Source organism: Shewanella sp. Sh95, from assembly GCF_001308045.1.
In the GTDB taxonomy this organism is placed as follows: Bacteria; Pseudomonadota; Gammaproteobacteria; order Enterobacterales; family Shewanellaceae; genus Shewanella; species Shewanella xiamenensis.
In genome coordinates, this window is the sequence record NZ_LGYY01000047.1 from 43,863 (window position 1) to 55,576 (window position 11,714).

Annotated in this window: 9 protein-coding genes; 6 read left to right on the forward strand and 3 right to left on the reverse strand. The window is 43.1% G+C overall.

Annotated features, from left to right (window positions below; translation table 11 throughout):
• The first annotated feature begins 6 nt into the window (after positions 1-6).
• Genes AEA42_RS04210 through AEA42_RS04230 form a run of 5 tightly spaced genes read left to right on the forward strand, consistent with a single transcriptional unit; the run spans position 7 to position 7,643 of the window.
• Positions 7-834: a heteromeric transposase endonuclease subunit TnsA gene (locus tag AEA42_RS04210; RefSeq protein WP_055647053.1), complete on the forward strand. Its 828-nt coding sequence runs from the start codon at positions 7-9 to the stop codon at positions 832-834.
• The gene (locus tag AEA42_RS04215; protein ID WP_055647054.1) at positions 818-2,908 is read left to right on the forward strand and encodes a Mu transposase C-terminal domain-containing protein; all 2,091 of its coding nucleotides are present in this window, start codon (positions 818-820) and stop codon (positions 2,906-2,908) included. Before AEA42_RS04210 ends, AEA42_RS04215 begins: the two co-directional genes overlap by 17 nt.
• Positions 2,905-4,542 (forward strand): AAA family ATPase, encoded by a 1,638-nt coding sequence (locus AEA42_RS04220; RefSeq protein WP_055647055.1) that lies wholly within the window; start codon positions 2,905-2,907, stop codon positions 4,540-4,542. The genes AEA42_RS04215 and AEA42_RS04220 overlap by 4 nt, the downstream gene beginning before the upstream one ends.
• On the forward strand, positions 4,543-6,087 hold the full coding sequence (locus AEA42_RS04225; protein WP_055647056.1) for a TnsD family Tn7-like transposition protein: 1,545 nt from the start codon (positions 4,543-4,545) through the stop codon (positions 6,085-6,087).
• Complete coding sequence (locus tag AEA42_RS04230; protein WP_055647057.1) at positions 6,045-7,643, forward strand: Tn7-like element transposition protein TnsE; 1,599 nt, start codon at positions 6,045-6,047, stop codon at positions 7,641-7,643. Before AEA42_RS04225 ends, AEA42_RS04230 begins: the two co-directional genes overlap by 43 nt.
• Before the next feature lie 279 nt (positions 7,644-7,922).
• On the opposite strand, the gene AEA42_RS04235 is transcribed toward AEA42_RS04230, so the two are convergent.
• The 3 genes from AEA42_RS04235 to AEA42_RS04245 all read right to left on the reverse strand — a co-directional run bounded on the left by AEA42_RS04235 (position 7,923) and on the right by AEA42_RS04245 (position 9,663).
• Positions 7,923-8,126: a DUF2061 domain-containing protein gene (locus tag AEA42_RS04235; RefSeq protein WP_055647058.1), complete on the reverse strand. Its 204-nt coding sequence runs from the start codon at positions 8,124-8,126 to the stop codon at positions 7,923-7,925.
• 167 nt (positions 8,127-8,293) lie between these two features.
• Complete coding sequence (locus tag AEA42_RS04240; RefSeq protein WP_055647059.1) at positions 8,294-9,196, reverse strand: 1,4-dihydroxy-2-naphthoyl-CoA synthase; 903 nt, start codon at positions 9,194-9,196, stop codon at positions 8,294-8,296.
• Between the two features lie 116 nt (positions 9,197-9,312).
• Positions 9,313-9,663, reverse strand: a complete 351-nt coding sequence (locus tag AEA42_RS04245; protein WP_037424115.1) for a hypothetical protein — start codon at positions 9,661-9,663, stop codon at positions 9,313-9,315.
• 91 nt (positions 9,664-9,754) lie between these two features.
• Here AEA42_RS04245 and ccoG point away from each other — a divergent pair, with 91 nt between their 5' ends.
• Complete coding sequence (ccoG, locus tag AEA42_RS04250) at positions 9,755-11,182, forward strand: cytochrome c oxidase accessory protein CcoG (RefSeq protein WP_037431664.1); 1,428 nt, start codon at positions 9,755-9,757, stop codon at positions 11,180-11,182.
• The last annotated feature ends 532 nt before the right edge of the window (positions 11,183-11,714 follow it).

Consider the following 11,714-nt stretch of genomic DNA (forward strand, 5'->3'; position numbering starts at 1 on the left):
CTGATTATGGCAAAAAGCAAATATGCACCCTCTGAAGCCAAGTATAGTCGTTGGATTAAAGAGGGCCGAGGTCAAGGCGAAGTAGCCAATTACCTGCCTTGGCTTACCGTTAGAGATGTGCCTTCTGATGGCCGTTCTCATCGAGTCTTTGGCCATAAATGCCAACGTACTCATCAGTTACTTTCTGATGTTGAGTTAGCTGTTTTCTTGTCTCTTGAGTGGAAGGCGGATGTTGTCGATATTCGGGAGCAGTTTCCGCTTGAACGAGAGGATACACTGATAATTGCCTCTGAGAATGGTATTCGTCATCCATCAGATAGCGGCGTACAGCTATATATGTCGTCAGATTTTTTGGTTGATTCTCTTGACCCTCAATGTCCTAGATATGCCATTCAAGCTAAGCGCTCGGAAGCTTTAAAAGATCCTCGTATTTTCGAAAAGTTAGAAATTGAACGGCGATTCTGGAAAATGAAACAAATACCTTGGTTTCTGGTGACTGAGCATGATGTTTCTCCGACCCTTGTGCAGAATATTAGCTGGATCTACCCCTTAGAACAGGATGACATAGAAGATGAGTTTTTAGTCGATAAAACCGCGTATTACAGTGAAGTGTTTTATCGTAATGATAGGAAATTCGTAACCGATATTTGTAAGGATATTGACCGTACGTATAACCTGCCAGATGGTTCTTCTATCTATGAAATTAGGCAGTTACTCGCAAATCGTTGCTTTTATTTTGATATGTCCCAGCCGTTTCACCAACTCAGAGGTAAAGATCTGGTGGCCGAAAATATGGGGAACTTAATCGGAGCTCGTCATGTTTCGAATCAATGATGTACTGGAGCTTGATCAGGAACGTTTTCGAATTTTACGTCGATTGGGTGATGTGTTTGTTTGGATATCAATCGATACTCCTAGTCATTTTCCTGCGCTAATTGATTTAGATACGTTAACTGAAGCAATTCATAATGGGGCTTTGCGTAGGGTTGATGATCCATATACGGATTTAATACTGTCATCGCCACCTGACGGCAGCGTAGCCCAAGTGAAAAGGGATCAAAATTACGAGCTGATTGGCCCAATCATTGAGAGCGATGATTTTTTCCTTCCTAAGGTTAGAGCCAAAGCCATCGAAGATGTGATGTCTAACAATAAGACAACTAAGCAAACGTTGTATCGGCTTATTCGACAGTATTGGAAAAGAGGCCAGATCCCTAACGCATTACTCCCCGACTATAAAAACTCTGGCGCGAAGGGCAAAAAGAGAATTCCAGGAGAGAAAAAGCTCGGTCGTCCTCGGAAGTATGAACCTGGGACTGGCATCAATATTGATGAACTCATCGAGAAGTTGTTCAGGATAGCCATTCAAAAATATCTTCTGACCGATAAGGGATACTCATTTCCTTATGCCCACAGGCGCTTTAAGGATATGTATGAGGCTTACTTTCCTGATATTCCAGAAGAGGAAATTCCGACGAACTGGCAGATGAAGCATTTCTATCAGCGTGAATATTCTCAAGTTGAAAAAATTAAAAGTCGGGTCAATCGAAACAAGTACAACAAAGACATTCGTCCGTTAACAGGCACTGCAAATTTGCATGCTTTAGGTCCCGGCTCTCGTTTTGAAATTGATGCGACCATTGCTGATATTTATGTGGTCTCTGATGCAAACCGAAGCTGGATTGTTGGACGACCAGTTGTATACGTTGTCGTTGATGTTTTCAGCCGACTTATCGTAGGGTTCTACATCGGCTTTGAAAACCCATCTTACGTAGCTGCAATCCAGGCCCTAAAGTCGGCTATGACGGATAAAGTGGAGCTATGTCATCAGTTTGGATTGGACATTGAAGCAGAAGATTGGCCAGCAAGAGGTTTACCGGATTGTATTCTGGCTGATCGGGGAGAACTGCTCGGGTACCAGATAGAAAATCTTGAAAAAAGCTTCTCTATTCGAATTGAAAATACGCCGCCATTTCGTGGTGATGCTAAAGGCATTGTTGAGCAGAACTTTAAAGTCTTACAAGCTGACTTTACCCCCTTTGCCCCAGGCGTTGTGACAGGTAACACCGTAAGAAAACATGGGGGTAAGGACTATCGTCTTGATGCCAAGCTGTCTATATCTGATTTTAAAGAAATCATAATTTCTTCAATTGTTTATCATAATAAATATCATGTGTTGAAAAAATATGATCGGTCTGCTGATATGCCAGTGGATCTTCCCAATGTTCCATTAGAATTGTGGAACTGGGGAGTGAAAAATCGTACCGGTCGTTTGCGTTCTGCTTCAGAAGCGTCAATCAGGTTGAGTTTACTCCCGAGAGAAAACGCTACTGTCTCAACCTTAGGAATTTGTGTTTTCGGTGTTTATTACACTTGTCAGGAGATGATTGCAGAAGGTTGGATGCACAGAGCAAAGGAAGTTTCTCGACCTGAAAAAGTGGTTGTTGCCTATGATCCTGATTCTGCGTATGAAATTTATTTATTTCCTTATGCCAATAGTGCTGAGTACTGGGTTTGTAAACTTTCAGAGCGTTCTAGAGAGTTTGTAAATTGTTCCTTTTGGGAAGTGTGGCAGCGTCAAGAGCAGTTGAAGGTTACTGCGGCTAACAGTCGCGTTAGAGCTAGCAAGCATAAAAGAGAGCATGAACGTCGAGTCATAGACAAAATTCAACAGGCAGAAAAATTGAGTCCTGATGTATCGGCTCTGACCAAGGCTGAACGAATAGCTGCAATCAGGCCCAATCGCAAAGCAGCACTTCAAGATGAGCGGGAAGCGCGAAAAACTCGTGTTCCTGATAACCCTGAAGAAACAGCAGAGGTCATCCATTTGCCTAATGTTGTTCAGGAAAACTATGATTACCCTAGCTATGTTGATGAGTTATTTGATGACGCGGATGGTAACGAATGAGCCTGCCAAGTGAGTACGTTACTGCAGTCTATCAGGATACTGGCAACGGCTCCTATAAAGGCAACCCGTTTATTGAGGCTCTTCCTCCAATAATGGAGATCAAACAGCTAAAAGAAGGCTTGGAAGGCAAAGTCGATTTTTCATTGGAGTATTTACGGGAAAAACCACGCCAGCGTGCGCATATGGTTGCTTCGTTGCTGGATGATTTTTTTCAGCCACTATCCCAGCACGTTCTATTGGAAGAGCGCATATCGATCATGATCCGCCGAGGATATGTGAGCAGAAACCTTCAGGATGGTTCTCTCAACCAACATCTTCAAAATGGTTATGAGCGTGTGATGTCTGGCTCATTACAGAGCTATAAATTCAGAAATGTGCTAACGACCGCAACCTGCTTATCACTGATTGGTTGTTCAGGTAGTGGTAAAAGCTCGACGCTTGATCGTATTTTGGCCACTTACCCCCAAGTTATTTATCACGAGAATCACAACTTTTTCCAACTGAGTTATCTGAAAATTGAGTGTCCAAATAACGGGTCACAGCAAAGTCTATGTTTGAACTTTTTTAGGGAAGTTGACAAGCGCCTAGGCACAAAATATGAGTCTGATTATGGCGGGAAACGACATGGCGTCCCTACTTTGCTAGCACTGATGAGTCAGGTTGCTAATCAGCGCGCGATTGGTGTTTTGGTGATTGATGAAATCCAGCGGTTAAAGATTCGTAAGGCCGTCGGTCGAGAGCAGATGCTGGAATTCTTTGTTGAATTAGTCAATACCGTTGGGATCCCTGTCATACTTGTTGGAACTCCGAAAGCTCGCCCCTTATTTGAGATCGAGCTACAGTCGGCAAGAAGAACAACAGGGATTGGTTCATTGTATTGGCAGCCCATGCCGCAATATCCAGACAACCCAGCAGAAAAGAGTGAGTGGGAAGCCTTCACTAAAAAATTATGGCGTTATCAATGGCTGACTCGGCGTGACGAAGTTCTTACTGAAGAAATCCGAGATTGTTGGTATGAGCTATCGCAAGGCGTCTTAGATATTGTCGTTAAACTCTTTGTGCTAGCGCAACTGAGAGCAATCGCTTCCAAATTGGAGCGTATAACGGTGAAAGTTTTGCGAGCTGTGTATGAGACAGAGCTAAAGCCGGTACATCCTATGCTGGATGCGATTCGTCGAGGAAACCCTAACCTTATCGCTAAGTACTCTGATTTGCGGATTGAGGACATCGATAAGAGACTTTTGACTCTTCATCAAAAAATCCAAGCGTTACCCGAAGAACCTGAATTACCGTTTAGCAATAATGAGCAAGCTATGCGCCTCTATAATTTGCTGGTTCAAATGGATTGTCGTTCAGATTTGCTAATACCTTTAGTAGAAAAAATTTTTATTGAGCGACCTAAATTGACGCTCAGAGATATGATGCCGATTGTGTTGGAATGGTATGAAAATGGAAAAGAACAGCCCACTAACGCGCCCAAGCCAGCCAAAGCTGCTTTAGTTAAACGCACTGATTGGAACACGTTGGAAAGTGATGACTTAAGGTTTATCTACTCTCAGGTAGGAAAATCAGAAAGTATTTACGAAGCGCTTAAAGATAATGGGCTTGTCTTAGATCTAAAGAAGGTCAATTGAGTGCTTGGTTTTCCCGTCCCGTATCCTGAAGAGCTGATTTATAGCGTCGTGGCGAGGGCGAGAATTCATAGTGGCATTACTTCACCCAAACAACTTCTTGATGAAGTCTTCGAAAATCGAAAGGTTATTGCTACCGTTGATTTGCCAAGTCATTTAACTGCTATATCGAAGCAATACCCCGAATCATTGAGCCTGACTACACATTCATTGATGTATAACCATACGCTGTTCCCTTTGTATGCGCCCTTCATTGATGAACAACGACGTCAAAATTGTATGCATTGGATGGCGTTGCAGTCCAACGGCAGAGCTCATTTAGCGCTTGGAATAAACGCATCCGTCATTAAAAGAAGCCAATTTCTGCGTTATTGTCCTCTGTGTTTTAATGAGCAGGTACAGCGGCACGGAGAACGGTTTTGGGAGAGAATTTGGCAGATCCCCTACGCTAATTGGTGCGTCAAGCACAGTGCTCCATTGTATGCGTTTTCGATAGTTCCTCATCATGAACACCGTCACTTGTTTTATGCTGCAGATGTGACTACTGAAGATAAGCTTTTAGGCGAGTATGAAATTGAAAGCCTACGGATTGGCCAATTTGCGACTCAATTAATGCAAGTTAAGCCTCAAGAGCCTCCAACGTATTTTCAATGGGACTGTTTTTACCATGATTTGCTTGTTGATGCTGGTTGTAAGCGCGGTGCGAAAATTGAGCATGACGAGGTGTTACAGCGTATCAGGTCTTCATGGCGTGAAGAATGGTTGTCCTATGTCCAGCTAAAGTTGACGATAAGTGACGCATGCTGGGCGAGAACAATCTTAAGAAAACATCGTAAGTCCTTTAATTTTATTCAGCATTTCATCTTACAGAGTTGTTTGCTTAGTAAAGATATATCCCCCTTAGATGTGTTGGAAAAAGTAAAATCCTACCCTAAACAAAAAAGAACCATTCAAAATATTCATGAAATAAATCAAAAGGATATATCGAAGAGGCAAAGGTGGTTTGGACTACTGAAAGAGTTAGGTACTAAACAAGCAAGATTGCATGGTTCTCAGGACTTATATATGTGGTTATATCGGCATGACTATGAATGGTTGATGAAGATCAATAAACGCTATCAAAGACCAATCACTTATGAAGACAAACGTGTAAATTGGCAGAAAAGGGATCGGACCCTCGTCAGAGAATTATTTCGGCTGCTCCACGGGTTCGATGAGGTGCTTGATGCTCCTCGGCTATCGAGTACCTATCTACTATCCCAATTAGGGCTTGGGACTTTGTCAGCGAAGCAATACAGAAAATTGCCTTTAACGGCGGCGTTTTTATCAAAGTACTCAGAATCGATTTATCAGTATCAGATTCGCAGATTGACCCGCCAGTACATAGATTTGTTTCAGCGGCATATCAAAATTGAAAGATGGAAATTACTTCGATGTGCTGGACTTAGTGAAGAGCGTTTACAGCCTTTAACCCAGAGTTTTTTGTCAGGAATATTGGAAGGTAAATGGACGAATACAGATTTAAGCACATCCCCCAAGATGCCTTAGTCTTGGGCATCGGCTCACTTTTTAAGAAGAATAGTAACCAATATTGGGGGGTTAACCTCAGCTTATCAAAGAAGGTCGACCGTCCATCAATCCCATTGGCCGGAGCACCACTAATTAGGCGATTTAAAACCTTAAGCTCTAACCAATCCAACTCTACAAAGGGAAAATTACTTACTTTTGTCGTCGACAACGCACAACTATGGAACAAAAAGCGGTTAAAGGAGTATCCCGCGATCAGCTCAATCGGTCGAGTTCAAAACACAGATCAGTGGTGCTTTGAAATCACAAATTCAGACGGAAAAGTCATCTACTTGCCACAGTTTGAGTTGGCTCGCGTTTTATTCCTTCATGACAACTACATGTCTCGTATCTGTTTAGAACACGATAAATTATCGAGTGATTTTAATATCAGTTATATGGACGATAGCGGTTGGCTCATTGAGGCAATGCCTTCCTCCAGCTACCCGTTAGAGTCGTACAATGACGAGAAATGCAGACGATTTTTGAGTTGGATCTTAATGGACCCTCAGGCTCGTGCTTCTTTTGAAAGCATGCATCAAGTGATGATGAAAGAACACCAAAGTCGTGGGCAATATCGGATGTGGGATTTTTCTTTTTTACCGCCGAGTTTGGAAGGCGTTAAGCTGGAAGTTGCAGGATGGCATGATTGGAATACTGATAGTTTTTTTGTCTGGGAAATCCGTCGTATTGAAGATTTGCCAGCGGACATGCCCGACGACATTGATTTTTTCCATCCAGATTTCGAGCATTCGATTACCGGAAAAGGCGGTGGATCTTACGCAGTTAAACCTGAACGGTTGGAAGCTCATGAAATTGATCCTGATGAAGATGCTGATCCAAATAAAAAAAGGATTGTGCTAGATACTGACTCGGTAAGCCTGACATTCAAAAAACCTTTCAAAACCAATAGGAAGACTAGTAAGTCTAGAAGGACGCCTCGTGGTGCTCCTGATGACAGTGAGCCTGGTGAATTATCTCCGCAAGTTTCGCCAAACGATGATGCTCCTACTGGATCAATTCCTGGGGCTGACTTCGATGTGTCTAATGATGAAAGCGATGATGCCCATCTATACGCAAACAAGTTTAGTTGTTTCTTTAAGATGATTGAGCGCCTAGAAAAAAATCATGGCTGTCAGGTTCATCGATACCCATTAAGAAAGCTTCCTAAGATTGCAGGTTGTAAGAAGCACATGTTAGCTGACAATGCCAATCCAAGGTGTTTAGCACTGATTGAACTTACTTATCAGGAAAAGCGGTGTTATATCGTAGAGGTGGACACGTCCGACGCAAAAGCTGCTATTTCTACAATGATTTTAAAGCTTAAAAACAGTGGGCATTTGCTTGCTCATCTAGATGAACTGGAACAGCAGTTAGTCAAAAAGTCGATTACTTGGCCTCGAGACTACTTGCAACAAATTTGTGGAGAGGGAAACTTTACCGGAGTGTCGCATCCTTCTTGCAAACATAAGGGATTGATAGACCCTGCTGACATTGATAAGTGGGCTGAGAGATTGATTGTGTGGTTAGAAGAGTAATTGTAGGAAAGAGTGATGCTGCACTCATTGATGCTACAACTATGAGTTGATTGTTAGTATTTCATTATTCAGGATGATACTTTATTACTCCGTGTTTGGATTTTTTTAGCATGATAAAACTATTCAGTATGAAACTATATTTTTACAGTGCTAAATTTTACGACCAAGAAATGGGCTGTAGAGCGCTTCCTAGTATGAAACTTTATTCCTCTCCAACACGCCTAAATGGCGGTTTTTTATTGGGGCTTGATTAGAGTTATTTGCTGGTGGCTGAGTCAGTTAAACCGTTATCGCATCAAGCGCGTTCTGCTTTTTTGCCTCGAAACGTTTCCATACTTTATCGTGGAAATAAAACACCACAGTGTTAATTGCGGGCTCAACTAAGGCGACGGCACCACCGACTAGAACACTACCAGTTAATAAGTAGGTAACGGTGAAGGCAACGCTGAAATGTAATACGGCAAAAGTAAGTGTCTTGGTCATGATTCTATCCTCTAATGTAAGCCCCTTTTGGGAATTATTAGATGATAACGATTCTCATTAAAATTTAAAGCCGTATTTTGAGATTAGTTTAAACGGTTTTTTCTATCTATAAGCGCTAAAAAATATAAAGCCCTCAAATGAGGGCGTTATATGGCAATCAGCTTCGATCAGTAATGCCAAGGGAAGGCTGAGAAGTCTTGATCGCGTTTCTCAAGGAAAGCATCGCGCCCTTCTTGAGCTTCTGCACTGGCATAGGCTAAACGCGTGGCTTCACCCGCAAACAGTTGCTGGCCAACCATGCCGTCGTCTGTCATGTTAAAGCCGTACTTCAACATCCGCATTGCTGTCGGCGATTTTGAGTTGATTTCTTTGGCCCATCTTAATGCTTCGACTTCGAGTTCGGCATGGGGAACCGATTTATTCACCATTCCCATGGCAAAGGCTTCATCGGCACTGTAGTTAAAGCCGCAGAAGAAAATTTCTCTCGCGCGCTTTTGGCCAATCATCTTGGCAAGATAAGCACTGCCATAGCCTGAGTCGAAACTCGCGACATCGGGATCGGTTTGTTTGAAGACGGCGTGTTCCTTGGAGGCTAAGGTTAAGTCGCAAACCACATGCAAACTGTGTCCGCCACCCACGGCCCAACCAGGCACGACCGCGATCACTACTTTTGGCATAAAGCGGATCAATCGTTGGACTTCGAGGATATGTAAACGCCCCATTCTGGCTAAATCGGCTTTGCCCTCTTCGGCGCCTTCATATTTATAACCATCTTTACCACGAATGCGTTGATCGCCGCCGGAGGAGAATGAGTATTGTCCTTTAGCCGAGGGGCCATTGCCAGTGAGTAATACACAACCTACATCGGACCATTGACGAGCGTGATCGAGGGCGATATATAACTCATCAACCGTTTTTGGACGAAAGGCATTGAGGCAATCTGGGCGATTGATGGCGATACGCACTGTGCCGTGGGCTTTGGCTCTATGGTAAGTAATATCGTCGAAGTTAAATCCGTCGACTTCATCCCACAGTGTGGGATCAAAAATATCTGATACTGGTTTAGTCATGATGCAAGGCCTATATAATTGAAGCTCAAAGGCTAGGCGGAATCATGTTTCTGGTCAATCGCCTAAGCACCATGCTTAGTGATGAATTGCAAAATTCCGTTTGCCTGTTAGTGGAATTAGAGGTTATCGCAGATAAATAGCAAGTTATCTCGGCTAAAAATGGGATGCTCAGTGGCTGTAGTGCCGCAGTAGTTTTCTTTAAAATCAGCAATGCCATCTTCGGTGAGTGGGATTTTATTAAACTCTTCAGCCTCAGATGCTGATAACCGCTCCAATATCTCTGTTCGTGCTTTCGTGAGATTTTGATTAATTTTAATTATCTGAGTGCCCATTGCTGAGCTCACTTTGCTTTCTATCTTTTGAACCATTTCCTCTGTTTTTGCTATAGGTGCATCTAGTTTGTCTGTTTCGGTGTATAAGTAATATAATGCACCACAAAGGAGCGCTAATATGATCCAACCTTTCATCTTTTAGTCCAACATAAGTGAATAACCATTAATAATATGGGTATAATAAGCCAGTTTTCGTCCAATATTAAAGCAGTAAAAGGCTGTCACGATGAACGCAGAATCTAATAACAAGGACTATTCGAAAACCAATCGAATTAAGATTCACCAGCCTGATGCAGATAAGGCTGATCGCTTTAACCCCCGCAATCGGATTTATGTCCGTGCAATCGATGGATTATGGAGTAGTTTACGCCGCCGCATGGGCTGGATAGCAATGCTCTTCTTCCTGATATTACCTTGGATCCCTTGGGGAGATCGTCAAGCCGTATGGTTTAACCTCGCTGAGCAGAAATTCCATGTCTTTGGCTTAACGATTTGGCCGCAGGATCTGACCTTACTTGCCGCTCTCTTTATGATAGCCGCCTTTGCGTTATTTTTTGTGACAACCTATCTCGGCCGAGTTTGGTGTGGTTACACTTGCCCGCAAACCGTTTGGACGTTTATGTTCATTTGGTTTGAGGAAAAACTCGAAGGTGCCCGTAATAAGCGCATTAAGCTAGATCAAATGCCATGGGGTTTTGACAAAATCTGGCGCAAAACCGCAAAACACACTGCATGGATAGTGCTTTCGCTCATCACGGCAATGACCTTTGTATCCTATTTTGTGCCGAGCCGTGAAGTCTATGTCGATGTATTTACCCTTAATGCATCAGGCGCAATCTACTTCTGGGTGGTGTTTTTTACCTTAGCGACCTACGGTAATGCGGGTTGGATGCGTGAAATCATGTGTATCCATATGTGCCCTTACGCGCGTTTCCAATCGGCGATGTTTGATAAAAACACCTATATCGTTGGTTACGATGCAAAACGCGGTGAGACCCGCGGCCCGCGCTCACGTAAAGCCGACCCCAAAGAAATGGGTCTAGGTGATTGTATTGACTGCGACCTCTGTGTTCAGGTTTGCCCTACCGGTATCGATATTCGTAATGGCTTGCAATATGAATGTATTAACTGTGGTGCCTGTATTGATGCGTGCGACCAAACCATGGAGCGGATGGGATACCCTCTAGGGCTGATTAGTTACACCACCGAAAATAAACTCGAAGGTATTAAAGAGAAGGTACTGCGTCCGAAGCTGGTGGGTTATGGTGTGGTGCTGGCCGCGATGATACTTATCTTTATCTATGCGAGTGCGACAATTGCGCCTGTGCGTATGGATATTATCCGCGACCGTAATCAACTCTATCGAGAAAATGATCGAGGTTTGATTGAAAACACCTTCACCTTGAAGATCCTGAATAAGACAGAGCAAGCTCATGAATACACTATGAGTGTTGAAGGCCTCAACAACTATAAGTGGTATGGACCTACCTCAGTGACGATTGCTGGTGGAGAGGTATTAACTCTACCTATTAGTATCGGGGTCGATCCGGTCGAACTTTCGCGTTCAGTGACAAACATCGAGATAAAAGTGAAAACCCATATTGATGGTGAAGAAGTCGAAGTCGAGCAAGAATCGCGATTCTTTAGCCCATAGTTACTGTTTCGTTAACCAAATGAGTTTAAAAAGGGACTGTTTAGTCCCTTTTTTATTCATGTTGCTGGATATCTAGGCGTCTAGATGATTAATCGTAATTTTCTGACAAAAAGCGCTTGCACAAAAGTTTTCGCTGCCTATAATGCGCATCCACTGACACGGCAGACAGCGAAAGCCAACGCGGTTACAGTGCGAATCGAGTGCAAAATGTGCTGTTGATTCGAAAGCCTCAAGAAGTTTGTAAAAACGCCTTGACGCGACAAGGGAAATGCGTAGAATACGCAGCCCTGACCTGCTGAGCGGTAACGCGAAGTGAATGGTCAAACGCTCTTTAACAATCTAAACAAGAAATCTGTGTGGACACTCACAGGTGTTGAGTTAATCGAAATTACTTTACTTTCGAGTGAGTAATCAAAGAATTAAATCAATGAATGAGTGTTCATAGCAATATGTACATACAGTAATGTATGAATTGAAACGCGATGCTTCTTAGTGAGCAAAGCGGATCAAAACAGTAGAATTCATTGAGTCG

Bases quoted from the DNA above. Each gene is read 5' to 3' on its own strand.
- AEA42_RS04220 (WP_055647055.1), top strand. From the start codon at position 2,905: ATGAGCCTGCCAAGTGAGTACGTTACTGCAGTCTATCAGGATACTGGC.
- AEA42_RS04215 (WP_055647054.1), top strand. From the start codon at position 818: ATGTTTCGAATCAATGATGTACTGGAGCTTGATCAGGAACGTTTTCGA.
- AEA42_RS04245 (WP_037424115.1), bottom strand. From the start codon at position 9,663: ATGAAAGGTTGGATCATATTAGCGCTCCTTTGTGGTGCATTATATTAC.
- AEA42_RS04210 (WP_055647053.1), top strand. From the start codon at position 7: ATGGCAAAAAGCAAATATGCACCCTCTGAAGCCAAGTATAGTCGTTGG.
- AEA42_RS04235 (WP_055647058.1), bottom strand. From the start codon at position 8,126: ATGACCAAGACACTTACTTTTGCCGTATTACATTTCAGCGTTGCCTTC.
- AEA42_RS04230 (WP_055647057.1), top strand. From the start codon at position 6,045: ATGGACGAATACAGATTTAAGCACATCCCCCAAGATGCCTTAGTCTTG.
- AEA42_RS04240 (WP_055647059.1), bottom strand. From the start codon at position 9,196: ATGACTAAACCAGTATCAGATATTTTTGATCCCACACTGTGGGATGAA.
- ccoG (WP_037431664.1), top strand. From the start codon at position 9,755: ATGAACGCAGAATCTAATAACAAGGACTATTCGAAAACCAATCGAATT.